The sequence below is a fragment of the Bradyrhizobium vignae genome (genome assembly GCF_004114425.1).
Lineage (GTDB): Bacteria > Pseudomonadota > Alphaproteobacteria > Rhizobiales > Xanthobacteraceae > Bradyrhizobium > Bradyrhizobium vignae.
The window spans coordinates 128,892-153,294 of the sequence record NZ_RDQF01000001.1 but is presented as its reverse complement, the minus strand read 5'-3'; the positions used below and the strand labels follow the sequence as shown (position 1 = coordinate 153,294).

The following is a 24,403-nucleotide window of genomic DNA, read 5'->3' as shown; positions in this document are numbered from 1 at the left end:
TCGCCACACTTTGCGGCGATTGCGCCGCGGTCCAATTAACCCCGTCGCGTCAAACGCTTCGCACGATCCACCCGGCGTCACGCCTGATGCCGCGTTCTACTGTGCATGGGGTTGTTTTCGCAGTTTTTGTTCTGAGCTCGCCGGGACCTCAGGCAAAACCTATCGATTGCCGCCGAACAGCCGGTCCATCAGCCAGCCGTCGAGCCCGGCCGCAGCTTCCGGCCGCACATTGGCGCGCGTGGGAGGCGGCGGGCGATAGCCGCCAGCGTTCGCGAGTGGCGGTCCCGCCGGCGTGGGCGGCGACACCTGCGAGGCCGCCTGCGCGAGATTCGACAGGCCCCAGCCGCCGGGTGAGCTCGGCAAGCTCGCGACCGGCACGCCTTCGTGCGCCGCCTTCATGAAACGCGTCCAGACTTCGACCGGCAGGCCGCCGCCCGTCGCCTTCTTGGTCGGCGAGTTGTCGTCATTGCCGAGCCAGACGCCGGTGACGAGGCTCGCGGTGTAGCCGATGAACCAGGCGTCGCGGTAATCCTGGCTGGTGCCGGTCTTGCCGGCCGCCGGCCAACCCGGGATCTCCGCCTTCTTGGCGGTGCCCGATATCAGCGTCTCCCGCATCATCGTGTTCATCATGCCGACATAGCGGGGGTCGATGACCTGGTTGCGCTCGTCCGCCTGGCGCATGTAGAGCAGCCTGCCGCTGAGCGTCCTGATCCTCGTGACGACGTGCGGCGTCACCGCGAGGCCGCCATTGGCGAACGGCGCGTAGGCGCCGACCAGCTCGACCACCGAGACCTCGGAGGTGCCGAGCGCGATCGACGCATTGGGCTCGAGCTTGGAGGAGATGCCGAGCCGGTGCGCGGTGCGCACCACGTTCTTTGGCCCGACCTCGAGGCCGAGACGGATGGCGACCGTGTTGAGCGACATCGCCAGCGCCTGCGTCAGCGTCACCGCGCCGAAATATTCGTGAGTGTAGTTCTCGGGTTTCCAGCCCTTGACCTCGATCGGAGCGTCCTGGCGCACGGTATCAGGCGTCAGCCCCTGTTCGAGTGCGGTGAGATACACGAACGGCTTGAACGAGGAGCCCGGCTGGCGTTTGGCGGTCACCGCGCGGTTGTACTGGCTCTCGGAATAGTTCCGCCCGCCGACCATGGCGCGGACGGCGCCGTCGGGCGTCATCGCCACCAGCGCGCCCTGGCTGACATTGAACTTCACGCTCTTGGCGGCGAGCTCGTCGATGATGGCGGCTTCCGCCACGCTCTGCAGCTTCGGATCGATCGTGGTCTCGACCTTGATGCTCTCGTCGATCTGGCCGACCAGATCGTCCAGCACTTCGCCGATCCAGTCGGCGACGTAGTTGATCGTGCCGGCGCCGACCGGCTTCACATTGTAGGAGGGATGGCCGATCGAGGCCTGCGCCTGCGCCTCGGTGATGAACTTCGCATCCGCCATCGCCGTGAGCACGACTTGCGCGCGCGCTTCGGCGCCTTCGGGGTTGCGGTTCGGCGCAAGGCGCGAGGGCGATTTGACGAGGCCGGCGAGCATCGCGGCCTCGGCGATGGTGACGCTCCTCGCCGACTTGCCGAAATATTTCTGCGCGGCAGCTTCGACGCCGTAGGCGCCGGAGCCGAAATAGACGCGGTTGAGATAGAGCTCCAGGATCTCGTCCTTGGAGTGCTTGCGCTCCAGCCAGATCGCGAGCTCGGCCTCCTGCAGCTTGCGCTGCATGGTGCGCTCCTGGGTCAGGAACAGGTTTTTGGCGAGCTGCTGCGTCAGCGTCGAACCACCCTGCGAGACGCCGCGATGGAGCACGTTGGTCACGAGGGCACGCATGATGCCGACGGGGTCGATGCCGAAATGCGAATAGAAGCGGCGGTCCTCGATGGCGATGAACGCCTTGGGCAAATACGGCGGCAAGTCCTTCAGTGCGACATTGGCGCCGGCCATCTCGCCACGCTGCGCCAGCATGCTGCCGTCGATCCCGACGATCTGGATCGTCGGCGGGCGCTTAGGAATTTCCAGCGACTGGATCGGCGGCAGATGAGCGCCGACATAGATCACGACGCCGATTATGGCGATGACGGCCCATAGGCTCAGCACTGCGCCCCAATAGACCAGGCGGCCGAGGCTGAAGCCGCCGCGTGACCTTGGGCGCCGCTTGGCGCCGCTGCGGCTGGCTGGCGGCTTGCGCTCGCGCGGCGGCTCGTCGCCGGCATCCTCGCTCTTGCGGTTGGCGGATGATTTTGCGGATTTCTTCGGCTTGTCGTCCCCGCCGGGAATGCGGTCCGCCGGGGTGAGGCGCAGATCGGCGAGCGCCGCGGGCAAGCCGAACAGCGGCTCCTTCCGCGCACCCTTCTTCTTTCCCCACGCCATACGCAATACGCCCGGTCAGCCCGCCCCGCCGAGACGCTAGCGGCCGCTGTTTAAGGCCGGGTTACCCCGGCGTTAACGCGCAATTAGGAGATGCGGCATTCGCCCGCCGCAGTTCCGGTTCCGGGGCCGCAGGGCTAGGATCGCACGCGTCAACAAAGAGGGAAACTCGCATGGGCCACATCGATCCAACCAAGGAGATCTTCGCGCAATTCCGGGAGAACGACCGCCCCGGCCCGATCCACATGCTCAATTTGGTGCGCTTGCGGAAGGAGGCGGCCTATACTGACGGCCGCAAGGCCAGCGGCGCGGAAGCCTACGCGGCCTATGGCCGCGAGAGCGGCCCGGTGTTCGAACGTCTCGGCGGCCGCATCGTCTGGCAGGGCAAGTTCGAGCTGATGCTGATCGGCCCGCAGGAGGAACGCTGGGATCATTGCTTCATCGCCGAATATCCCAGCGTCGCCGCCTTTGTCGAGATGATCCGCGATCCCGTCTATCGCGAGGCGGTCAAGCACCGCCAGGCCGCGGTGGAGGATTCACGGCTGATCCGGCACGCGGTGCTGCCCGTGGGGAAGAATTTTGGGGAGATACCGACGTAGACGTCAGCAAGCCGCATCTCACCCCGTCATCCCGAGGCGCGAGCGGTTGGGCGAAGCCCTTCAAAAAAAATCGGCGGCCAGAAGGTCGCCGATTGCCGTTCAGAGTTTGAACACCTACTAACCCGCCGGGCCCGCATCCTCCAGAATCGGGCCGAACAGCTCCCAGCGCTCGCCGTTGAACCTCATCATCTGAAGCTGCTTGTTGACGCGGTAGTCAGTCGGTGAAGTGTTGGCCTTGATGCCGGGCAGGGCGGTGTCGCCGGCCACGTCCTTCAGCGAGGCGGCCTGCTTCATGACGTTCTCGCGCGTCAGGTTGTCGCCGCACTGCTGCAGCACATGGGCGAGCAGCTGGGCGGTGCCGTAGCCATAGACGTTGAAGTTCGAATCCTTGTCGCCGTCCGGATAGTACTTCGCCATGAAGTCGAAATATTTCTTCATGCCGGGATCGTCCTTCCAGGTCGGGTCGAGCGGATCCTTGCCGTAGTTGACGCTGATCACGCCCTTGGCAGCGTCGAGCCCCGCCGGCTTCATCACCGCACCAACCGAGGTGGCGTTGATGTCGACGATCTGCACCGGGTGCCAGCCGAGCTCGGCGATCTTCTTGATCGCCTGCGCCGCTTGCTTCGGCGTGGTCGCGCTGAAGAATAGGTCGGCGCCGGCATCCTTGATCTTGAGGATCTGCGAATCGACGGTCGGGTCGGAGACTTCGTAGGAGGCTTCGGTCACGATCATCTTGGCGGCCTTGTCGCCGAGGCCGGCCTTGAGGCCGTTCAGATAGTCCTTGCCGAGGTCGTCATTCTGATAGAGCACGCCGATCTTGGCGTTCGGATGCTCCTTCAGAATGTACTGGCCGTAGATGCGCCCCTCGACGAAGTAGTTCGGATTGTAGCCCATGGTCCACGGGAAGTTCTTGGGATCGGTGAACTTCGAGGCACCGGTGGCCGCGAACAGCTGCGGGACCTTCTTAGCGTTGAGATATTTCTGCACGGCGGCGTTCGAAGGCGTGCCGATGATCTGGAAGGTCAAGAGAACCTCGTCGCTCTCGACGAGCTTGCGCACCTGCTCGACCGCTTTCGGCGGCGAATAGGCGTCGTCATACTGGATCAGGTTGATCTTGCGGCCGTTGATGCCGCCCTGATCGTTGATCATCTTGAAATACGCGGCCTGGGCTTTGCCGATCGTCGCATAGGCCGATGCCGGTCCCGAGAACGGCACGGTCTGGCCGACCTTGATCTCGGTGTCGCTGGCACCTGGATCATATTTTTTCTGGGCATTGGCCGCAGAGATCGACAGCGCCAGGGTCAGCGCCGTTGCCGTGGCCAAATGCAGCATTCCATTCCTCATTCGCAATTTCCTCCGTTTGTTATTGCAGATGGTCTGGCGGGCGCACTGCGCCTTCGGTGCCATCGCTGAGCGCGAGTGTGGCGGAGGAGCTGTTGCGACGCAAGGCGGAGTGCGCTCGTCCTTTGTAGGGTGAGTCGGACGGGCGGATGCGCGGAGCGCATCTGCTCGGGCTAACTCACCCTACGAGATCGGTTCTCGGCCTAACCCGACGGGCCCGTGTCCTCGATGATCGGCCCGAACAGCTCCCAGCGTTCGCCGTTGAACTTCATCATCTGCATCTGCTTGTTGACGCGATAGTCGTTCGCCCCGGTGGTGATCTTGATGCCCGGCAGCGCCAGGCTCGGTACGAAGCCCTTGATGTTGGCGGCCTGCTTCATGACGTTCTCGCGCGTCAAATCGTCGCCGCATTGCTTCAAGACCTGCACCAATAGCTCCGCGACCGAATAGGCGTAGGTGTTGACGGTGTTGAGCTTGTCACCCTCCGGGAAATACTTGTCCATGAAGGCGAAGAAAGCCCTGACGCCCGGATCGTCCTTCCACTGGGGATCGCCGGGATCCTTGCCGTAGTTCGTCGAGATGATGCCCTTGGAAATGTCGAGGCCGGCCGGCTTCAGCGTCGCCGACACCGGGCTCGCGTTGATGTCGAGGATGTGCACGGGTGTCCAGCCGAGATCGGCGAGTTTCTTGATCGCCTGCGCCGCGAATTTCGGCGTCGAGGCATCATAGAACAGGTCGACGCCCATCGACCTCAGCTTGACCACCTGCGAGTCGACGGTCGGGTCGGTGACCTCGTAGGAGACCTCGCCGACGATCATGCTGGCGGCCTTGTCGCCGAGGCCGCTCTTGAGACCGGCCAGATAGTCGCGGCCCATGTCGTCGTTCTGGTAGAGCACGCCGATCTTGGCGTTGGGATGATTGGCGAGAATGTATTTTGCGTAGATGCGTCCCTCGGACACGTAGTTCGGATTGTAAGCGATGGTCCATGGATAATTCTGCGGATCGTTGAAGCGCGCCGCGCCGGTCGAGGCCAGGAGCTGCGGCACCTTCTTGCCGTTGAGATATTTCTGCACGGCCGCGTTCGCGGCAGTGCCGATCAGCTGGAACGTGAACAGCACCTCGTCGCCTTCGACCAGCTTGCGCACCTGCTCCACCGTCTTCGGCGGCGAATAGGCGTCGTCATACTGGATCAAATTGATCTTGCGGCCGTTGATGCCGCCCTGATCATTGATCATCTTGAAGTAAGCGGCCTGGGTCTTGCCGATATTGGCATAGACGGAATAGGGGCCGGAGAACGGCACGGTCTGGCCGATCTTGATCTCGGTGTCGCTTGCGCCGGTGTCGTATTTCTTCTGGGCGAGGGCGTGGCTGGTCGAGAGCGCGAAGGCGAGCGCCGCAGTGGCAGCTATGAAGGCTCTGCGATTGTTCATGTTGGGTTGTTCCTCCTGACGGAATTTTCGGCCGACGGTCTTTCTCCGTTGATCGCAACGGTCGCCATCGCTGCCGAAGATTGTGGAGGAAGGTTCGCCGCCGCGCAAGGATCGCGCCGCTGCGCCGTAGCGTCTCAGGCGAGAAACAGTGCAATCAGCGCGATCGCCGCCGGCAGCGCCTGAACGATCAGTATCCGCGTGCTGACGGTCGCCGCGCCATAGGCGCCGGCCACGATCACGCAGAGCAGGAAGAATACCTTGATCTGGAACGCGAAGACCGGGTTGCCATGGAGCAGACCCCAGACCAGGCCGGCAGTGAGGAAGCCGTTATAGAGACCCTGATTGGCGGCCAGCACCTTCGTGATCGCGGCCTTGTCAGGCGTATTGCGAAACACTTTCAGGCCCAGCGGCTTGTCCCAGAGAAACATCTCCAGGACCAGGAAGAAGACGTGCAGCGCCGCGACCAGCGCCACCAGGACATTGGCGATCAGGATCAAGGTGAGCTTCCCCAAAGCATCAGCTTTCGGGTGGACGTCAGCACGGCCGGCATGGCAAGTGCGATGGAAGTGTTTCGACGCAATGGTGTGGCAATGGCCGCTCGACCAACCAAGACATCTGCAAGCTTCGGTCTCGACCGCTTGACGACGCCGATCGGGATAGCGCTGCTCGTCACCGATGCTGCTGGTGTCTTGCGCGCGCTCGACTGGGAGGATTACGAGCACCGTATGCGCGGGCTGTTGCGCCTGCATTACGGCGCGGTGGATCTGAGTGATCATGCTGCGCCTGCGGGTATGCGGACGGCGTTGTCTGGATATTTCGAAGGCGAACTCGGTCAGCTCTCGAAGATCGCGTGGCGCACCGCCGGCACGCCATTCCAGCAAAAGGTCTGGACCGCGCTCGCGCAAATCCCCGCTGGCACAACGCTGAGCTACGGTGCACTCGCCGCAAAGATCGGCACGCCCAAAGCGATTCGTGCCGTCGGCCATGCCAACGGCTCCAATCCGATCAGCGTGGTGCTGCCCTGCCATCGCCTGATCGGTGCAGATGGCTCGCTGGTGAAGTATGGCGGCGGGCTGGCGCGCAAGCGCTGGCTGCTGCGGCATGAAGGGGTGGAGGCTTAGGACCCTGTCGTTCCGGAGCGCCCACCGGGGCGAATCCGGAACCTCGAGATTCTCAGGTGCGCAATTGCGCACCATAGTTCGATGCTCGGCATCGCCCCGGAATGACGAGCGCTTCACGCCGCCGGCTGCACCGCCTTGTCGCCGGCCATCACATGGGTCAGCGCGCTCTTGATCGCAGCCTGCCGCGTCGGCGCGTTGATCTGCGCGCCCAGGAGGTCCGTGACGTAGAACACGTCGCGGGCGCGCTCGCCGAAGGTCGCGACATGCGCTGAGGCGATGTTGAGATTGAGCTTGGAGATCGCGGTGGTCAGCTCGTAGAGCAGGCCGGGCCGGTCGAGGCCGGAGACCTCGATCACGGTGTAGCGATCGGACCATTGGTTGTTGATCGTCACTTCCGGCTCGATCACGAAGGGCCTTGCCTTGCTGCGCACGGTGCGCCGCGCCACGGCTTCGGGCAGGCGCAGCTTGCCTTCCAGCACGTCCTCGATCATCTCGCCGATGCGCGTGGCGCGCCGTCCCTCGTCCTCGTCGCGGTCGTATTCCCTGGAGATCGAGATCGTGTCGAGCGCGCGGCCGTCAGTCGTGGTGTAGATCTGGGCGTCCACGATGTTGGCGCCGGCCGAGGCACAGGCGCCCGCGATGATCGACAGCAGCCAGGGATGGTCGGCTGCGAAGATCGTCAGTTCGGTGACGCCGCGCACCTCGTCGAAGCCGACGTTGATCGCGAGCTTGTGGCCGGCCTGCTCGCTGGAGCGGACGAACCGGGCATGGCGTATCTTGCGCGGCAGTTCGACCTTGAGCCAGTAGGCCGGATAGTGCCGGCTGATATAGGCATCGAGCTCGTCGGCGGGCCATTCGGCGAAGGCCATGCGGAACTCGGCGTAGGCGGCAGCGAGACGCTTTCCGCGATCGACCTCCGAGAAGCCGCCGGTGAGCACCGGCTCGGTTTCATAATAGAGCGAGCGCAGCAGCTGCGCCTTCCAGCCGTTCCAGACGCCGGGACCGACGCCGCGGATGTCGGCCGTGGTCAGGATGGTCAGCAGCTTCATCTGTTCGACCGACTGCACCACGGCGGCGAAATTCTCGATCGTCTTGCGGTCGGAGAGGTCGCGCGACTGCGCGACCGTGGACATCGTCAAATGCTCTTCGATCAGCCATGCCACGAGCTCGGTATCGGCTTGGCTGAAGCCGAGCCGCGGGCAGAGCCGCCGCGCCACCTTGGCGCCGGCGATGGAGTGATCCTCCGGCCGGCCCTTGGCGACGTCGTGCAGCAGCGTTGCGATGTAGATCACGGGCCGGTGCTCGGGCCGGGTCTTGCGCATGAGGTCGCTGGCGAGCGCGAACTCCTCGATGCCGCCGCGCTCGATGTCCTGCAGGAAGCCGATGCAGCGGATCAGGTGCTCGTCGACGGTGTAGTGATGATACATGTTGAACTGCATCATCGAGACGATCTTGCCGAAGGCGCGGATGAAATGCCCGAGCACGCCGGTCTCGTTCATCCGCCGCAGCACGATCTCCGCATTCTCGGAGGTCAGTATCTCCATGAACAGCCGGTTGGCCTCGGGATTTTCGCGTAAGCCCGCGTTGATCAGGCCGAGCGAGCGCGTCACGTCGCGCATCGCATCCGGGTGGAAGGCGAGGTTGTTCTTCTGCGCAAGGCGGAAGATGCGGATCAGATTGACCGGATCGTGCTTGAAGACGTCGGGTGCGGCGACGTTGATGCGGTTGTTGTCGACGATGAAGTCGTCGCTGTCAGGGACACGCCGCTTCACCGCGGTCGGTCGCAACCGCGCCATCATCCGGCTCAGCACGGGGGCGGGCTTGGCCTGCTGGTCCTCGAGCTTGGCGCAAAGGATGGCGGTGAGATTGCCGACTTCCTTGGCGACCAGGAAGTAGTGCTTCATGAATCGCTCGACGTCCTGCATGCCGGGATGCGAGGTGTAGCCGAGCCGCACCGCGATCTCTCGCTGGAGGTCGAAGGAGAGGCGCTCTTCGGCGCGGTTGCAGTAGAAATGCAGATTGCAGCGGACCGACCAGAGGAAATCGGCGCAGCGGCGGAAGCTGCGATATTCCTGCGCGTCGAACACGCCGCGCCCGACCAGCTCGTGGGTATCGCGCACGCGATAGACGTATTTGGCGATCCAGAACAGCGTGTGCAGGTCGCGCAAGGCCCCCTTGCCGTCCTTGACGTTGGGCTCGACCAGGTAGCGCGACTGGCCGCCGCGGCGGTGCCGCTCCTCGCGCTCGGCAAGCTTTGCGGTGACGAATTCCGACGCGGTGCCCTGCACCACTTCCTTGTCGAAGCGCTCGACCAGCTCGTCATAGAGCGGCTTGTCGCCGGTGAGGAAGCGCGTCTCCAGGATCGCAGTGCGGATCGTCATGTCGCCGCGCGCCTGCCGGATCGATTCGTCGACCGAACGGGTGGCGTGACCGACCTTCAACCCCATGTCCCAGAGGCAATAGAGAATGGCTTCGGCGACCTGCTCGCCCCAGGCGGTCTGCTTGTAGGGCAGGATGAAGAGCAGATCGATATCCGATTCCGGCGCCATCAGGCCGCGGCCATAGCCGCCGGTCGCCACCACCGCCATGCGCTCGGCGCCGCTCGGGATCGGCGAGCGGTAGAGATGACGGGTCGCAGCCGAATACAGGATGCGGATGATCTCGTCCTGCACGTGGCACAGCCGTTCGGCGCAGCGGCGACCGTGACGGTCCTTCAAGAGGATCGCCTGGGCTGCGGCGCGCGCCGCAATCAGCTCGGCCTTGAGCAATTGCGCCATCGCCGTGCGGAACGCGTCCTCGCGGCCCTCATGTTTTTCGGCGAGCGCATCGACCGCGGCGGTGATCCGCGCGGTGTCGAAGCGGTCATCCGTCTCTGGCTTCTTTTCAATCGCGACGCTGTCCATGTCTCACCCGATATAAGAGGCGAGAGGCGCTGTCACCCGCCATTCTCTGGCATAGGCGTTCCATGCTGGAAAGCCGCGGGTTTGCGCAAACCTGTTCTCGGGCCGCGCGCTTGCAGGGGCGGATTTTCTCGTTGACCTCTAGCTATAACTCATTGAAAAACAATGAAGTTTCTCAGGAGGCCGAGCATGGCTGGGATTGCACGACGTATTCTTCTGGCGGGAGCTGTGGCGCTCGCATTGACTCCCGCGGCCAAGGCGGCGGACCCGATCAAGGAGATCCGCATCGACTGGGCGACCTACAATCCGGTGTCGCTGGTCCTGAAGCAGAAGGGGCTCCTGGAGAAAGAGTTCGCCAAGGACGGTATCACGGTCACCTGGGTGCAGTCGGCCGGCTCCAACAAGGCGCTTGAGTTCCTCAACGCCGGCTCGATCGACTTCGGCTCGACCGCCGGCTCGGCGGCGCTGGTCGCCCGCATCAACGGCAACCCGATCAAGTCGATCTATGTCTACTCGCGCCCTGAGTGGACCGCGTTGGTGACCGGCAAGGACTCCAAGATCGCCGGCGTCGCCGACCTCAAGGGCAAGCGCGTCGCCGTGACCCGCGGCACCGATCCGCACATCTTCCTGGTGCGCGCGCTGTTAGGAGCGGGCCTCACTGAGAAGGAGATTACCCCGGTGCTGCTCCAGCATGCCGACGGCAAGACCGCGCTGATCCGTGGCGACGTCGATGCCTGGGCCGGGCTCGATCCCATGATGGCGCAGGCGGAGGTCGAGGAAGGCGCAAAACTGTTCTATCGCAAGGCCGACGCCAACACCTGGGGCATCCTCAATGTGCGCGAGCAGTTCTTGAAGGACTATCCCGACATTGCGCGCCGCGTCCTCGCGGTCTACGAGGAGGCGCGCAAATATTCGCTGGCGAATTACGACGAGCTGAAGAAGATCTTCATCGCGGTCACGAAACTGCCCGAGGCTGTCGTCGACAAGCAGCTCAAGGAGCGCACCGAGCTGACCCACAGCCGCATCGGTGCGCCGCAACGCGAATCGATTCTCGCCGCCGGCCTCGCTCTCCAGCAAGCCGGTGTCGTCGATGCCAAGCTCGACGTGAAGGCGACGCTGGACGCCCTGATCGACGACCAGGTCCCGCTGCCGACGAATTGATGTCGTAACCCTCCCCCTTGTGGGCCCCTTGGGGGGGAGGGTGGCTTCGCAAAGCGAAGCCGGGTGAGGGGTATCTATCCTCACGATCAGTGTTGCGAGTGGAGAGAACCCCTCATCCGGCGCGTCGCGCCACCTTCCCCACAAGGGGCCACAGAAGGAAGAGAGCAGCAGTAGCCGCGGCAATAGTAGTGTTGCATTCCCCGACCAGACGCGGTTCCTACCGGCCATGATCTCCGACGCGCCAGTTCTGCAACAAACTTCTGATAGAGCCGCGAGTGCTGCCGCGCCGTCGCTTCTGTCGCGTTGTGCGCGGCCGATGCTGGGCGTGCTGCTGCCGCTGACGCTCGCGCTCGGCTGGGAGCTCGTGGTCTGGTCCGGCTGGTCGAACGGGCGCCTGGTGCCGCCGCCCTCTCGCATCTTCACCACCATCACCGAGCTTGCCCGCTCCGGCGAGCTGGTTCACCACATCGCCGCGACGCTGTGGCGCGTCTCGCGCGGCTTCGCCTTCGGCGTGGTCGCGGGCACGCTGCTGGGCGCCATCTCCGGCTATTGGTCGCTGGCGCGGCGGCTGCTCGATCCGACCGTGCAGGCGCTGCGCGCGATCCCGTCGCTGGCCTGGGTGCCGCTGTTCATCCTCTGGCTCGGTATCTTCGAGACCTCGAAGGTCGCGCTGATCGCGATCGGCGTGTTCTTCCCGGTCTATCTCGGCGTGATGGGCGCCATCCTCTCGGTCGATCGCAAGATCGTCGAGGTCGGACGCGTCTTTCGCCTCTCCGGGTTCGCCATGATCCGCCGCGCCTGTTGCCCGCGGTGCTGCCAGCCTATGTCGTCTCGCTGCGCATCGGTCTTGGCCTCGGCTGGATGTTCGTGGTCGCGGCCGAATTGATCGGCGCCTCCGAAGGCCTCGGCTATCTCCTGCTCGACGGCCAGCAGCTCGGCAAGCCCGCGCAGATCCTGGCCGCGATCGTGATCTTCGCCATCCTCGGCAAGCTCACCGACTGGCTGATCGAGCTTGCCGCCGCGCCGTTCCTGCGCTGGCAGGACGCCTTCGGGCGGGCAAAGGGAGCTTGAGACGATGCTCGTGCTCGACCGGGTCAGCAAGACCTATCCCAACGGTGTTGAGGCGCTGGCGCGCTTCTCGGCCGAGATCAGGCTAGGCGAGATCATCGCCATCATCGGCGGCTCCGGCTGCGGCAAGTCGACATTGCTGCGCGCCATCGCCGGTCTCGATCGTGCCAGCTCGGGCGGGGTGACGCTCGATGACGAAGCGATCAGTTCGCCCCATGCCAAGATCGGCATCATCTTCCAGGAGCCGCGTCTGCTGCCTTGGCTCAGCGTCGGCGACAATATCGGCTTCGGCCTTGCCGATCTGCCTGCGATCGAGCGGCGCGAGAAGGTGGCGCGCGCCCTCGAGCGCGTCGGGCTCACCGAGAAGGCGCAGGCCTGGCCGCGCGAGCTCTCCGGCGGTCAGGCGCAGCGGGTTGCGATCGCGCGGGCGCTCGTGCCGCAGCCGGAGGTGCTGCTGCTCGACGAGCCGTTCTCCGCACTCGATGCCTTCACCCGCAGGGATCTCCAGGATCATTTGCTCGACCTCTGGGCGGATACGCGGCCGACGCTCATCCTCGTCACCCATGACGTAGACGAGGCCGTGGTGCTGGCCGATCGCGTGCTGGTGATGCGGCCGCGGCCGGGCCGGCTGTTCGATCAGATCGAGATCAGTCTCGGCCGGCCACGCGATCGCAATTCTCCGCTATTCGAGAAATTCAAGCGCAGCGTCCTGACATCACTCGACCGTTCGCTGGACCGCAACGTGCCCGACCGGGACGCAACCCAGGGTCCCGGTCAGGCCATGTGGTGGTGACAATCTCGCCCCGAGCCGGTACATCGAAAGGCGATTTTCCGGGAGAGAACAACAATGGACGCCGCCGAACTGCGCCAGATGCAGGCTCCGCTCAAGGAGCGCTACAAGGCCGATCCGAAGGCCGCGCTGATCACGTTGAAGGCCAAGGGTTCCACCGATGGCGAAGGCATCGCCTGCAAGGTCGAGACCGGCCGCGCCATCGCGATGGCTGGCCTGCACCCCGCCACCGGCGGCTCCGGCCTCGAGCTCTGCTCCGGCGACATGCTGCTGGAGGCGCTGGTTGCCTGCGCCGGCGTCACGCTGAAGTCGGTCGCGACGGCTGTCGAGGTGCCGCTCAAAACAGGTAACGTCTATGCCGAGGGCGATCTCGATTTCCGCGGCACGCTCGGCGTCGACAAGGAGACCCCGGTCGGCTTCGCCGAGATCCGCCTCCGCTTCGAGGTCGACACATCAGCGCCGCAGGACAAGCTCGATCTCCTGCTCAAGCTCACCGAGCGCTATTGCGTGGTCTACCAGACCATCAAGAACGGCCCGAAGGTCTCGGTCTCGATGCAGCGGATGTGACTGCCCACCTCTCCCATAGGGAGAGGTCGCGCCCACCGGGTCGCGCCGAAGGCGCCCGATGGCAGGCTCCGGCGCGGGTGAGGGGCTGCGCTCCCTCGTGGGACCAGAGGCCCTCACCCGATTTGCTGCGCAAATCGACCTCTCCCTCCGGGAGAGGTGAACCGAGCCCGCGGAAAATTCCTCAACAATAATATCCCGCGCTAAATGTCCTTCGACCTCCATTTCATCCTCTTCCTGCTCCTGCGCATGGCGATTGCGGCGGCGTTCGTCGTGACGGCGTCGATTATCACGGAGCGCTCGGGACCGGTGATCGGTGCGCTGATCGCGACCCTGCCGGTTTCGGCGGGTCCCTCCTACGTATTTCTTGCGATCGACCATGACGCCGCCTTCATCGCGCAGGGTGCACTGGCGAGCCTGCCGGTCAACGCGGCGACGATCTTCATGTGCCTCACCTATGTCGTGTTGTCACAGCGGCACAATCTCGTGGTGAGTTGTGGAAGCGCCATCGCAGTGTGGATCGTGCTTGCCTCGATCATTCGCCAGTTCGACTGGTCGCTCACTGCGGGCCTCGCCGCCAATCTGATCGCATTCGGCCTCTGCATTCCGCTGCTCGCAGGCTATCGCCATGCGAAGATGCCGCTGGTGACGCGCCGCTGGTACGATATCCCGATGCGGGCTGCGCTGGTCGCGATCCTGGTCGCGATCGTGGTCTCGACCTCCGGCTGGGTCGGTCCACGCATCAGCGGCATCATCGCGCTGTATCCGGTAGTGTTCTCCAGCATCATGCTGATCCTGCATCCGCGCATCGGCGGTCCGCCGACCGCCGCAGTGCTTGCCAACTCCGCCTGGGGTCTGCTCGGCTTCGGCATGGCGGTTGCGGTGCTGCATCTCGGCGCGGCCAATTTCGGCTCCGCGATCGGCCTCAGCCTGGGGCTTGCCACCTGCATCGTTTGGAATTTGACGCTGTGGTGGAATGGGCGAAGGAAGCGGATGGCGGCGACGACTTCGTAGGTTGGGCAAAGGCGCGCTCTTGGCGCGTCGTGCCCACCATCTCTTGCGTGGGCACGCTTCGCTTTTGCCCACCCTATGGCACCGTCACTGCTTCGGCAGTTTCGCCTTCAGCGCATAAAGCGCGTCGAGCGCCTCGCGCGGGGACATCTCGTCGGGGTGCAGCGCCTTCACGGCTTCCATCAGCAGCTCGGTTTCGCTCGGCGGCGCGGCCTCGGTGGCGGCGCGCGAGGGCACCGCGAACAGCGGCAGGTCGTCCACGAGGGCTCGCGCGGTCTGGCCGCGGTCCTGCGCCTCCAACTTGGACAGAACGGATTTGGCGCGCGTGATCACCGCGGGTGGCAGGCCGGCGAGTTTCGCCACCTGGATGCCGTAGGAGCGATCGGCCGAGCCCGGCAGCACCTCGTGCAGAAACACCACATTGCCCTGCCACTCCTTCACGCGCACCGTCGCATTGAACATGCGCGGCAGCTTGGCCGAGAGCGCGGTGAGCTCGTGATAGTGCGTTGCGAACAACGTGCGGCAGCGGTTGCTTTCATGCAGATGCTCGATCGCGGCCCAGGCGATCGAAAGGCCGTCGAAGGTCGCGGTGCCGCGGCCGATCTCGTCCAGGATGACGAGTGAGCGCTCGCCGGCCTGATTGAGGATCGCCGCGGTCTCGACCATCTCCACCATGAAGGTGGAGCGGCCACGGGCAAGATCGTCGGCGGCGCCGACGCGCGAGAACAGGCGGTCGACGATGCCGATCCGCGCACGCGTGGCCGGCACGAAGCTGCCGATCTGAGCCATCAAGGCGATCAGCGCGTTCTGGCGCAGGAAAGTCGATTTACCCGCCATGTTGGGACCGGTGAGCAGCCAGAGCTGGCCGGATTGTTGTGCGGGCGCCGGCGACAGGTCGCAGGCATTGGCGATGAACGGCTCGCCGTTGCGCTTCAGGGCCTGCTCGACCACGGGATGGCGGCCGGCCTCGATCGCGAAGGCGAGGGAGCCGTCGACTTCGGGCCGGACGTAGTTCTCGTCGACCGCCAGCTTGGCCAGCGACGTCGCGACGTCGAGCAGCGCAAAACCTTGCGCCGCCGCGCGCAGATCGTCGCTGATCGCGAGGGCCTTCGCGCAGAGCCTTTCGAAGATCTCGAGCTCGAGGTTGAGCGCGCGATCGCCGGCATTGGCGATCTTGGCTTCGATCTCGCCGAGCTCGGAGGTGGTGAAGCGCACCTGTCCTGCCAGCGTCTGGCGGTGGATGAAGGTCGCATTCAGCGGCGCTGACATCAGCTTGTCGCCGTGCTGTGCGGTGACCTCGACGAAATAGCCGAGCACGTTGTTGTGACGGATCTTGAGACCCTTCACGCCGGTATCGTCGGCGTAGCGGGCCTGCATCGAGGCGACGACGAGGCGCGAGGCGTCGCGCAGATTTCGCGCCTCGTCGAGCGCGGGCTCATAGCCCTGGCGCACGAAGCCGCCGTCGCGCTTGATCAGCGGCAACTGCTCATCGAGCGCTGCCGCGAACTCGGCTGCCAGCGCGCGCGATGGTCGCTTCAGCGCCGCCATCACCGCTGCGACCTCCTGCGGTGGCTGATCCAGTTCGGCGAGCCGCGCCAGCGCCTGGTCGGCGGCCAAGATGCCGTCGCGGATGCCGGCGAGGTCGCGCGGTCCGCCGCGGCCGACCGAGAGTCGGGCAAGCGCGCGCGACATGTCGGGCGCGCCCCGCAAAATGCTGCGGATGTCCTCGCGCGCCGCAGAATCGGCAACGAAGACGCTGACCGCATCGAGCCGGCGAGCGATCGCCGGTGCATCCGTCAGCGGTGCCGCGAGCCGCTGCGCGAGCAGGCGCGAACCCGCAGAGGTGACAGTGCAGTCGATGGCGTCGAGCAGTGACCCGCGGCGTTCGCCGGCGAGCGTCCGCGTCAGCTCGAGATTGGCGCGGGTGGCCGGATCGATCGCCATGGTCGCGTCCGAGGCCTCGCGCGCGGGCGGCGACAGCGGCGGATGCTTGCCGACCTGGGTGCGGTCGACATAGGTGACGGCGGCGGCCGCGGCGGTGGCCTCCAAGCGGGTGAGCTGCGCCAGCCCATCCATGGTCGCGACCGCAAAGTAGTCGCAGAGCCGCTTTTCGGCGGTGGCGCCGTCGAAGACGTCGCGGGTCAGCGGCGTCACCGCCGGCAGCTCGCGCAAGGTCTGGCCGAGCTCGCTGTCATTATAGAGTGCGTCAGTGACGATCGCCTCGTTGGGGTTGATGCGCGCCAGCGTCGCCGCGAGCTCTCCGCCTGAAACCTCGGTCACCATGAATTCGGCGGTCGAGATGTCGATCCAGGCGAGGCCGAAGCGGTCGCCACCGGCGGACGAACGCGCGCGCGCGATCGCGAGCAGGTAATTGTTGGCGCGCGCATCCAGCAGCGTGTCCTCGGTCAGCGTGCCCGGCGTGACCAGCCGCACCACGCCGCGGCGCACCACGCTCTTGTTGCCGCGTGCTTTTGCTGCGGCGGGATCCTCGGTCTGCTCGCACACCGCGACGCGGTGGCCGGCGCTGATGAGACGATGCAGATAATCCTCGGAGCGCTCCACCGGGACGCCACACATCGGGATGTCAGCGCCCTGGTGCTTGCCGCGCTTGGTCAGCACGATGCCGAGCGTCCTGGAGGCGATCTCGGCGTCCTCGAAGAACAGCTCGTAAAAGTCGCCCATCCGGTAGAACAGCAGGAGGCCCTGATGCGCCGCCTTGATCTCGAGATACTGTTCCATCATCGGCGTCACGCGCGCGGCGGCTTCCGCCTGGGGCGCTGGCGTGGGTTCGGGTTCTGGGGCGGAGATGGGCTGTTGCAACGTCATGGGCGGCGCAACCTACAAAATTTCGCCTCCTGCTCCTATCGCTTTGGCCGGGCAGGGGAGGTTTTCCACGTTGTCCGCACCGCGGCATGCGTTGCGGACCGCAGCCCCCTGCAAATCGCACGCGAAACCGTCAATTGACCTGCCGCGGGCGCCCTCCTAAAACTCCGTCGACATTGAAGAATTTGGCCGGACCGCGGCAGCCAGGGAGAACAACGATGCGTGACGTCTTTATCTGCGATGCGGTGCGGACCCCGATCGGCCGCTTCGGCGGCTCGCTCGCCAAGGTGCGCGCCGATGATCTCGCCGCAGCCCCGATCAAGGCGCTGATGGCCAAGCATCCGAATCTCGATTGGGCGCAGGTGGATGAAGTCTTCTTCGGCTGCGCCAATCAGGCCGGCGAGGACAACCGCAACGTCGCGCGTATGGCGCTGCTGCTGGCAGGTCTTCCGGACTCGGTTCCCGGTCAGACCCTGAACCGGCTCTGCGCCTCCGGCCTCGATGCCGTCGGTGCCGCGGGCCGCGCCATTCGCGCCGGCGAGATCGAACTTGCGATTGCCGGCGGCGTCGAGTCGATGACCCGCGCGCCTTTCGTGATGGGCAAGGCGCAGGAGGCCTTCTCGCGCTCGGCCGAGATCTTCGATACCACGATCGGCTGGCGCTTCATCAATCCGCTGCTCAAGGCGCAGTACGGCGTCGACGCGATGCCGGAGACCGGCGAGAACGTCGCCGAGGAATTCCAGGTTTCGCGCGCCGACCAGGATGCCTTCGCCATCCGCTCGCAGCAGCGTGCCGGCGCCGCGATTGCGGCGGGTTATTTCGCGGAAGAGATCACGCCCATCACGATTCCTGGCGGCAAAGCCGGTCCGATCACGGTCGACAAGGACGAACATCCTCGCCCAGAGACCACGCTTGAAGGTCTCGCCAAGTTGAAGCCGATCGTTCGCAATCCCGGCACAGTCACCGCCGGCAACGCCTCCGGCGTCAATGACGGCGCCGCTGCGATGATCCTGGCTTCGGAAGCTGCGGTGAAGAAGCACGGCCTCACGCCGCGGGCGCGCATCCTCGGCCTGGCCTCTGCCGGCGTGCCGCCGCGCATCATGGGCATTGGTCCCGTGCCGGCGACCCGGAAGTTGATGGAGCGTCTCGGCAAGAAGATCGGCGATTTCGACCTGATCGAGCTAAACGAAGCTTTCGCCTCGCAGGGCATCGCGTGCCTGCGCCAGCTTGGCGTCAAGGAGGATGCCGATTTCGTCAATCCGCATGGCGGCGCCATCGCGCTCGGCCATCCGCTCGGCATGAGCGGCGCCCGGCTCGCGCTCACCGCCGTGCACGGCATGGAGAAGCGCGGCGGCAAGCTCGCGCTCGCAACCATGTGCGTCGGCGTCGGCCAGGGTGTGGCCGTTGCGATCGAAAAGCTGAATTGACGGTCCACGCAGTGGACCGTCATCCCGGGGCGGTGCACTTGCACCGAACCCGGGATCTCGAGATTCCGGGTTCGATGCTCCGCATCGCCCCGGAATGACGGCGTTTTTTGTCGCTTCAAGGACCGTCCCATGATCATCGAGCGCGAGCAGGACGTCACGGCCGCAGCCTTGGCGGTGATGGAGCGGACATCCGATCCGCGGCTGCGCCAGATCATGGTCTCTCTGGTCAAGCATTTGCACGCCTTCGTACGCGACGTGCGCCTGACCGAGAAGGAATTCCGCGATGCCACGGCGATCGTGGCCGAGCTCGGCAAGCTGACCACCGACACGCACAACGAAGTCGTGCTGATGGCGGGGTCGCTCGGCGTCTCCTCGCTGGTGTGCCTGCTCAACAATGGCGATCAGGGCAATACGGAGACCGATCAATCATTGCTCGGGCCGTTCTGGCGGTTGAATTCGCCCCGGGTCGAGAATGGCGGATCGATCGTGCGCTCGGAGACACCGGGGGCCACGCTGTTCGTCAGCGGGCGCGTCGTCGACAGGGACGGCGAGCCCGTCGCCGGGGCCGAGGTCGATGTCTGGCATGCTTCGCCGGTCGGCCTTTACGAGAACCAGGACCCCGAGCAGGCCGACATGAACCTGCGCGGCAAGTTCACGACTGATTCCGACGGGTGCTTCGCCTTCCGCTCGGTGATGATGGTCGGCTATCCCATCCCGACTGATGGCGTGGTCGGCCGTCTGCTCGAGGCGCAGGGCCGCCACCCCTATCGTCCCGCCCATCTGCACGCCCTGATCTTCAAGCCAGGATTCAAGGTGCTGGTCTCGCAGGTCTACGACCCTGCCGATCCCCATATCGACAGCGACGTGCAATTCGGCGTGACACAGGCGCTGATCGGCAAATTCGTGCGCCACGCGACGCCGCATCCGACTGCGAAGGACGTCTCCGTGCCCTGGTATTCGCTCGACCATACCTACCGGCTCGAGGCCGGGGAGGCCGTGCTTCCGCGCGCGCCGATCAGGTAAGAGCCGCCGGCTGCAGGCGCGGGAACGCCGCCAAACCGGCTTCCCCAAATTAGTTATATCCTATAATGATTGGCGGAAGCGTTGACCGGCCAGACGTAAAATGGCCGGGGAGGAGTTCGCCAATGACATTCGTCTATCCCACGGACAGCAACAAGGCGCATCCGCTGCCGCTGTCGCCCGACTACAAGAGCTCGATCAAGCGGGCGCCGAACAAGCCCTTGATCCCGATGCGCCACACGTTGTCGGAGCTGACCGGCCCGGTCTACGGCCACGAGACCGTGCGCGAGGGCGACAACGATCTTACCACCCAACACAGTGGCGAGCCGATCGGCGAGCGCATCATCGTGCATGGCCACGTGCGAGATGAGGACGGCCGCGGCGTGCCGAACTCGTTGATCGAGATCTGGCAAGCCAATTCCTGCGGCCGCTATATTCATGTTCGCGATCAGCATCCCGCGCCGCTCGATCCGAATTTCACCGGCGCGGGCCGCACCGTGAGCGATGCTTCAGGCTATTATCGCTTCGTCACCATCAAGCCCGGCGCCTATCCCTGGGGCAATCACCACAATGCGTGGCGGCCCGCGCATATCCATCTCTCGGTGTTCGGCTATTCCTTCGTCACGCGCCTCGTGACGCAGATGTATTTCCCGAACGATCCCTTGTTCCCGTTCGACCCGATCTTCAATTCGGTGCCGGACGAGAAGGCGCGGGCGCGGATGGTCTCGTCTTTCGATCTCGAGAACACGAAGCCCGAATGGGCGCTGTGCTACCGCTTTGACATCGTGCTGCGCGGCAAGAACGCCACCCCCATGGAGAACCACTAAGTGCAACAGTCTGTGAAATCCGACGGGATCACCCCATCGCAGACGGTCGGTCCGTTCTTCAAATACGGCCTGACGCCGAACGGCGAGTACGCCTGGAACGACGCATTCACCAACTCGACGCTGACCCCGGACGTCTCAGGCGACCGCATCCGCATCGAGGGTCGGGTATTCGATGGCGATGGCGTTGCCGTGCCGGATGCCATGCTGGAAATCTGGCAGGCGGACGCGCAAGGCCGCTTCTCCGACCCGCAGGACAAGCGTGCGCTGCCGAACGCGAGCTTCCGCGGCTTTGCCCGCTGCGGCACCGACAAGGACGGCAACTATTCCTTCGAGACCATCAAGCCCGGCGCGGTGCCGGACCCCGACGGCAAACCGCAGGCGCCGCACATTCTGCTTGCGGTGTTCGGTCGCGGCATGCTGCGGCATCTCTACACCCGCATCTATTTCAGCGACGAGGCCGGCAACGCCGCCGATCCCGTGCTGGCGCTGGTTCCGGCCGACCGTCGCGCGACGCTGACCGCGGTGCGTGAGCCCGGCAAGCCGGTCTACCGGCTCGACCTGCACCTTCAGGGCGACGACGAAACGGTGTTCTTCGACGTGTAAAGAATGCGTGCCGGCTGTATCCGCAGCCGGCATGCTCTCCTCATCCAGCGCAATTGAGCTGCTTGCTGCCTTTGCATCAGGCCGAAACGCCCTTCTTCGTGCTGTGTGTCACTCTCGCCGACTCAAATCCGGTCGTCTCGCCACATAGCTCTCCGGATTTCCCGGCACGCAATTTCCGCGTGCAGCGTCCTGTGTTTACCGCAGTCGTTTAGGGTCTGCTTGTACTCGACCTGCGTCACCGGATTGTTCCATGAAAATTCGTCTTTCGCTTTCTTCGGCGATCATTGCATTCGGCGAACCAGACCAGCTGGCGGCCCACGGTGAACGCCTGGCCCAGCTCCGCAAGGATTACGACGAGCGCAAGGCGTTCTGGGTCTCCTCCAGCCTCTCGGCCGATCTCAAGACCGCGCTGGTGTCGAAGTCCGATGCGGAGGTGCAGAAATTCTGGAAGTCGACCGAACAGCTGCGGTCGGTCGTCGTGCGGACCGTGCGCGACTCGGCCGCGGCAGCCTGAGCCCGGCGGCAAATCGGCCGCTGGTGCCCAGGAGGGTGATCGTGCAGTATGGCGCGGGACAAGGGCATCGTGGTTCATGACATCTCCACAATTGCCGGCGGTCGTTGAGCCCGCCCGACTGACGGCCGCGCTGCGCAGGGCCGGCGTGCTGGACGCCGGCGCGGTCCGCGAAGTGAAGGTGTTGCATCAGCACGACACCGTCGTGTCGCATATCATCCGTCTCGGCTTGCGCTATGTCGGCGAATCCGCCGGCGCCCCGCAGTCGCTGATTCTGAAGACCGCAAATGCAGCGTTCGCCGAGAAGCTTGCCAATGGCGGCCGGCGGGAGGTGGAATACTACACGCAACTGACGCCAAGCATGCCGCCGGGACTGGTGCCCCGCTGCTTCGACGGACATTTCGACGAAGACAGTCTCACTTGGCATCTTCTGCTCGAGGACCTCACCGACAGCCACGCCATCGCAATGGCTTGGCCGGTGCCGCCATCGCGCGAGCAGACGTTCGCCATCGTCACCACGCTCGCGCGCTGGCATGCAGCCTGGTGGGACCATCCGAGCCTCGGCGGTGCTGTGGGTACCTGGGCGAGCACGGAGGACAGCGCGCAGCGCATGGAGACGTTTGCGGGCCATTATGACCGTTTTGCCGATCTTCTTGGTGATCGCCTCAGCGAGGAGCGGCGGATCCTCTACCGTCGCCTGATCGATCAGTCGGACCGGCTGTCCCAGCGTTACCATTCACGCCGACACGTCAGCATCACGCATGGCGACGCCCACACCTGGAATTTCCTGCTGCCGCGCGCGGGCGTCGCCGATACCGTGCGCATCTTCGATTTCGATCTTTGGAGCATCAACGTTCCGACCCACGACCTCGCCCATATGATGGCCGTGCATTGGTATCCGGAACGCCGGCAGGCGCTCGAACGCCCGCTGCTCAATCTCTACCACGACACGTTGATGGAAAGCGGCATCAGCGGCTACACGCGCGGCGCGCTCGATCGCGACTACCGCTGGGCGGTGCTCTGGCAAATCACGAAGCCAATCTGGCAGTGGAGCATCAACATCCCGCCGGTGATCTGGTGGAACAATCTGGAGCGGGTGATGATGGCGGTGGAGGATTTGGGGTGTGAGGAGTTGTTGGGGTAGGCGGCGCCACAAGCTCGACGTCGTCGCCCGGCTTGACGGGGCGACCCAGTATTCCAGAGACGTTCCTGTGATACGGAGAAGCCGCGGCGTACTGGATGCCCCGATCAAGCCGGGGCATGACACCTGTTGCTACTCCATTACCGCGTGTTCCGGCCCCGCCGCCTGCTTGCGCAGCGTGGCCTTGGTGGAGCCGATCAGTAGAGCGAGCGGGATGGTGCAGAGGATGAAGACCATCACGAGCTGGTAGTCGTGCGAGAAGGCGATGATCTGCGCCTGCACGCTGACCATCCGGTCCGCCAGGGCGCGGCCGGCGTCGGTGGACAGATTGATCAGGCCGCTGACGCTGGGCATCTGCAGCGCGTGGTTGAACGGGTTGACGTGCTCGGAGAGGATCGCATAGCTCCGCCGCGTCCCCTGCGTCAGCTCGGCGATGACGACGGAAATGCCGACCGAACTTGCGACGTTGCGCATCAGGGTCAGCATGGCGGTGCCGTCGGTGCGCAGCTCGTTCGATAAGGTCAGGAACGCTACGGTCGAGAGCGGCACGAAGACGAGGCCGAAGCCAAAACCCTGGATGACGCTGACCGTGACGATCTCCGGCACCTGGGTCAGATCGGTCCAGCCGGTCATCTGGTACAGCGAGCCCGCGGTCAGCGTCAGGCCGGTGATGATCAATGTGCGCGCTTCGAAATAGCGCATCATCCGGCCGACCAGCATCATGGCGAAGAAGGTGCCGAAACCGCGGCTCGCCAGCAGCAGGCCGGCGGTGATGATGGGATAGCCGATCACGTTCTGCATGTAGGGCGAGGCCAGCGCCATGGTCGAGAACAGCACGAGGCCCATCACGATCATGAACACGCAGCCGGTGACGAAGTTGCGATCCCGAAACAGCGCAAAGCGGATGAACGGCGTCGAGGTCGTGAAGGAGTGGGCGAGGAAGAAATAGAAGGCGACGGCCGCGACGATGAATTCCGCGACGATCTCGTTCGATTCGAGCCACCCCAGCTGCTCGCCGCGATCCAGCGCGAGCTGCAGCGCGCCGATCGCGATCGCCAATGCGGCGAAGCCGAACCAGTCGAATTTGAGGCTGAGATCTTTCCGGGTCTCGTCCATGAAGACGATCAGACCAAGCACGGTGATGGCGCCGAACGGCAGGTTGACGAAGAACACCCAGTGCCAGGAATAGGTCTCGGTGAGCCAGGCGCCGAGGGAGGGGCCCATGATCGGGCCCATCATCACGCCCATGCCCCAGATCGACATCGCCTTGGCACGTTCCTGGAGCGTGTAATAATCGAGCATGACCGACTGCGACAGCGGCACCAGGGCGGCGCCGAACACGCCTTGCAGCAGGCGGAACAGCACCATCTGGTTGATGTCTTGCGCCAGACCGCACAGCACCGATGCCATGGTGAAGCCGGCCGAGCAGATGATGAAGATGCGCTTGCGGCCGAAGCGGTTGGCGATCCAGCCCACCGGCGCCGTCATGATCGCCGCGGCGACGATGTAGGAGGTCAGCACCCAATTGATCTGATCCTGCGAGGCCGAGAGGGTGCCCTGCATGTAGGGCAGCGCGACGTTGGCGATGGTGGTGTCCAGCGCCTGCATGATGGTCGCGGTCATGGCGCAGATCGTCACCATGTTCCGGCGCAGGCCGGGGACCATCAGGTTGGCGTTGGGGCCGGACATCGTGGCGGAT

18 protein-coding genes and 2 pseudogenes are annotated in these 24,403 nt (G+C 64.7%); 13 read left to right on the top strand and 7 right to left on the bottom strand.

What is annotated here, in order from left to right; all coding sequences use genetic code 11:
• Nucleotides 1-159: 159 nt before the first annotated feature.
• Nucleotides 160-2,370, bottom strand: coding sequence for a transglycosylase domain-containing protein (locus EAV90_RS00655; RefSeq protein ID WP_129142302.1), 2,211 nt, complete (start codon nucleotides 2,368-2,370; stop codon nucleotides 160-162).
• A gap of 170 nt (nucleotides 2,371-2,540) precedes the next feature.
• On the opposite strand from EAV90_RS00655, the gene EAV90_RS00650 reads away from it, so the two are divergent.
• Nucleotides 2,541-2,966, top strand: a complete 426-nt coding sequence (locus EAV90_RS00650) for a DUF1330 domain-containing protein (protein ID WP_129142301.1) — start codon at nucleotides 2,541-2,543, stop codon at nucleotides 2,964-2,966.
• A gap of 117 nt (nucleotides 2,967-3,083) precedes the next feature.
• Here the strand turns inward: EAV90_RS00650 and EAV90_RS00645 are convergent, their stop codons facing one another.
• From EAV90_RS00645 to EAV90_RS00635, 3 genes are all read right to left on the bottom strand, one after another.
• Nucleotides 3,084-4,310 (bottom strand): ABC transporter substrate-binding protein, encoded by a 1,227-nt coding sequence (locus tag EAV90_RS00645; protein WP_164936717.1) that lies wholly within the window; start codon nucleotides 4,308-4,310, stop codon nucleotides 3,084-3,086.
• Nucleotides 4,311-4,510: 200 nt separating this feature from the next.
• On the bottom strand, nucleotides 4,511-5,737 hold the full coding sequence (locus tag EAV90_RS00640) for an ABC transporter substrate-binding protein (protein ID WP_129142299.1): 1,227 nt from the start codon (nucleotides 5,735-5,737) through the stop codon (nucleotides 4,511-4,513).
• A 134-nt stretch (nucleotides 5,738-5,871) separates the two neighbouring features.
• Nucleotides 5,872-6,228, bottom strand: coding sequence for a DUF1304 domain-containing protein (locus EAV90_RS00635; RefSeq protein ID WP_244608060.1), 357 nt, complete (start codon nucleotides 6,226-6,228; stop codon nucleotides 5,872-5,874).
• Between the two features lie 99 nt (nucleotides 6,229-6,327).
• Here EAV90_RS00635 and EAV90_RS00630 point away from each other — a divergent pair, with 99 nt between their 5' ends.
• Entirely contained in the window at nucleotides 6,328-6,858 is a 531-nt protein-coding gene (locus tag EAV90_RS00630; RefSeq protein WP_122406997.1) for a methylated-DNA--[protein]-cysteine S-methyltransferase, read from the top strand.
• A gap of 113 nt (nucleotides 6,859-6,971) precedes the next feature.
• Here the strand turns inward: EAV90_RS00630 and EAV90_RS00625 are convergent, their stop codons facing one another.
• Nucleotides 6,972-9,761 carry a [protein-PII] uridylyltransferase gene (locus EAV90_RS00625; RefSeq protein WP_122406237.1) on the bottom strand — a complete coding sequence of 930 codons (2,790 nt, stop codon included), beginning with the start codon at nucleotides 9,759-9,761 and terminating at the stop codon, nucleotides 6,972-6,974.
• A gap of 186 nt (nucleotides 9,762-9,947) precedes the next feature.
• On the opposite strand from EAV90_RS00625, the gene EAV90_RS00620 reads away from it, so the two are divergent.
• The 5 genes and pseudogenes from EAV90_RS00620 to EAV90_RS00600 all read left to right on the top strand — a co-directional run bounded on the left by EAV90_RS00620 (nucleotide 9,948) and on the right by EAV90_RS00600 (nucleotide 14,355).
• Entirely contained in the window at nucleotides 9,948-10,919 is a 972-nt protein-coding gene (locus EAV90_RS00620) for an aliphatic sulfonate ABC transporter substrate-binding protein (RefSeq protein WP_164936716.1), read from the top strand.
• A gap of 226 nt (nucleotides 10,920-11,145) precedes the next feature.
• Nucleotides 11,146-11,990, top strand: a pseudogene (locus EAV90_RS00615) (ABC transporter permease).
• 4 nt (nucleotides 11,991-11,994) lie between these two features.
• Nucleotides 11,995-12,780 (top strand): ABC transporter ATP-binding protein, encoded by a 786-nt coding sequence (locus EAV90_RS00610; RefSeq protein ID WP_129142297.1) that lies wholly within the window; start codon nucleotides 11,995-11,997, stop codon nucleotides 12,778-12,780.
• A 54-nt stretch (nucleotides 12,781-12,834) separates the two neighbouring features.
• Entirely contained in the window at nucleotides 12,835-13,344 is a 510-nt protein-coding gene (locus EAV90_RS00605) for an OsmC family protein (RefSeq protein ID WP_122406233.1), read from the top strand.
• A gap of 204 nt (nucleotides 13,345-13,548) precedes the next feature.
• Nucleotides 13,549-14,355: a hypothetical protein gene (locus EAV90_RS00600; RefSeq protein WP_122406232.1), complete on the top strand. Its 807-nt coding sequence runs from the start codon at nucleotides 13,549-13,551 to the stop codon at nucleotides 14,353-14,355.
• 84 nt (nucleotides 14,356-14,439) lie between these two features.
• Here EAV90_RS00600 and mutS read toward each other — a convergent pair whose 3' ends face one another.
• Nucleotides 14,440-17,178: a DNA mismatch repair protein MutS gene (mutS, locus tag EAV90_RS00595; RefSeq protein ID WP_122406231.1), complete on the bottom strand. Its 2,739-nt coding sequence runs from the start codon at nucleotides 17,176-17,178 to the stop codon at nucleotides 14,440-14,442.
• A 215-nt stretch (nucleotides 17,179-17,393) separates the two neighbouring features.
• On the opposite strand from mutS, the gene pcaF reads away from it, so the two are divergent.
• From pcaF to EAV90_RS00565, 6 genes and pseudogenes are all read left to right on the top strand, one after another.
• A complete protein-coding gene (gene pcaF / locus EAV90_RS00590; RefSeq protein ID WP_122406230.1) occupies nucleotides 17,394-18,602 on the top strand; it encodes a 3-oxoadipyl-CoA thiolase in 1,209 nt (402 codons plus the stop codon).
• A 129-nt stretch (nucleotides 18,603-18,731) separates the two neighbouring features.
• Nucleotides 18,732-19,625, top strand: a complete 894-nt coding sequence (locus tag EAV90_RS00585) for a dioxygenase family protein (protein WP_122406229.1) — start codon at nucleotides 18,732-18,734, stop codon at nucleotides 19,623-19,625.
• 122 nt (nucleotides 19,626-19,747) lie between these two features.
• Nucleotides 19,748-20,449, top strand: coding sequence for a protocatechuate 3,4-dioxygenase subunit beta (gene pcaH, locus EAV90_RS00580; RefSeq protein ID WP_122406228.1), 702 nt, complete (start codon nucleotides 19,748-19,750; stop codon nucleotides 20,447-20,449).
• A complete protein-coding gene (pcaG, locus tag EAV90_RS00575) occupies nucleotides 20,450-21,052 on the top strand; it encodes a protocatechuate 3,4-dioxygenase subunit alpha (RefSeq protein ID WP_122406227.1) in 603 nt (200 codons plus the stop codon).
• Nucleotides 21,053-21,329: 277 nt separating this feature from the next.
• Nucleotides 21,330-21,503: pseudogene (locus EAV90_RS00570) on the top strand (methyl-accepting chemotaxis protein); the annotation flags it as partial.
• A gap of 139 nt (nucleotides 21,504-21,642) precedes the next feature.
• Nucleotides 21,643-22,707: a phosphotransferase gene (locus EAV90_RS00565; protein WP_122406226.1), complete on the top strand. Its 1,065-nt coding sequence runs from the start codon at nucleotides 21,643-21,645 to the stop codon at nucleotides 22,705-22,707.
• A gap of 129 nt (nucleotides 22,708-22,836) precedes the next feature.
• Here EAV90_RS00565 and EAV90_RS00555 read toward each other — a convergent pair whose 3' ends face one another.
• The gene (locus tag EAV90_RS00555; RefSeq protein ID WP_122406224.1) at nucleotides 22,837-24,393 is read right to left on the bottom strand and encodes an MDR family MFS transporter; all 1,557 of its coding nucleotides are present in this window, start codon (nucleotides 24,391-24,393) and stop codon (nucleotides 22,837-22,839) included.
• Nucleotides 24,394-24,403 lie beyond the last annotated feature (10 nt).

Bases quoted from the DNA above. Each gene is read 5' to 3' on its own strand.
- EAV90_RS00655 (WP_129142302.1), bottom strand. From the start codon at position 2,370: ATGGCGTGGGGAAAGAAGAAGGGTGCGCGGAAGGAGCCGCTGTTCGGC.
- EAV90_RS00650 (WP_129142301.1), top strand. From the start codon at position 2,541: ATGGGCCACATCGATCCAACCAAGGAGATCTTCGCGCAATTCCGGGAG.
- EAV90_RS00645 (WP_164936717.1), bottom strand. From the start codon at position 4,310: ATGAGGAATGGAATGCTGCATTTGGCCACGGCAACGGCGCTGACCCTG.
- EAV90_RS00640 (WP_129142299.1), bottom strand. From the start codon at position 5,737: ATGAACAATCGCAGAGCCTTCATAGCTGCCACTGCGGCGCTCGCCTTC.
- EAV90_RS00630 (WP_122406997.1), top strand. From the start codon at position 6,328: ATGGCCGCTCGACCAACCAAGACATCTGCAAGCTTCGGTCTCGACCGC.
- EAV90_RS00625 (WP_122406237.1), bottom strand. From the start codon at position 9,761: ATGGACAGCGTCGCGATTGAAAAGAAGCCAGAGACGGATGACCGCTTC.
- EAV90_RS00620 (WP_164936716.1), top strand. From the start codon at position 9,948: ATGGCTGGGATTGCACGACGTATTCTTCTGGCGGGAGCTGTGGCGCTC.
- EAV90_RS00610 (WP_129142297.1), top strand. From the start codon at position 11,995: ATGCTCGTGCTCGACCGGGTCAGCAAGACCTATCCCAACGGTGTTGAG.
- EAV90_RS00605 (WP_122406233.1), top strand. From the start codon at position 12,835: ATGGACGCCGCCGAACTGCGCCAGATGCAGGCTCCGCTCAAGGAGCGC.
- EAV90_RS00600 (WP_122406232.1), top strand. From the start codon at position 13,549: ATGTCCTTCGACCTCCATTTCATCCTCTTCCTGCTCCTGCGCATGGCG.
- mutS (WP_122406231.1), bottom strand. From the start codon at position 17,178: ATGACGTTGCAACAGCCCATCTCCGCCCCAGAACCCGAACCCACGCCA.
- pcaF (WP_122406230.1), top strand. From the start codon at position 17,394: ATGCGTGACGTCTTTATCTGCGATGCGGTGCGGACCCCGATCGGCCGC.
- EAV90_RS00585 (WP_122406229.1), top strand. From the start codon at position 18,732: ATGATCATCGAGCGCGAGCAGGACGTCACGGCCGCAGCCTTGGCGGTG.
- pcaH (WP_122406228.1), top strand. From the start codon at position 19,748: ATGACATTCGTCTATCCCACGGACAGCAACAAGGCGCATCCGCTGCCG.
- EAV90_RS00565 (WP_122406226.1), top strand. From the start codon at position 21,643: ATGACATCTCCACAATTGCCGGCGGTCGTTGAGCCCGCCCGACTGACG.
- EAV90_RS00555 (WP_122406224.1), bottom strand. From the start codon at position 24,393: ATGTCCGGCCCCAACGCCAACCTGATGGTCCCCGGCCTGCGCCGGAAC.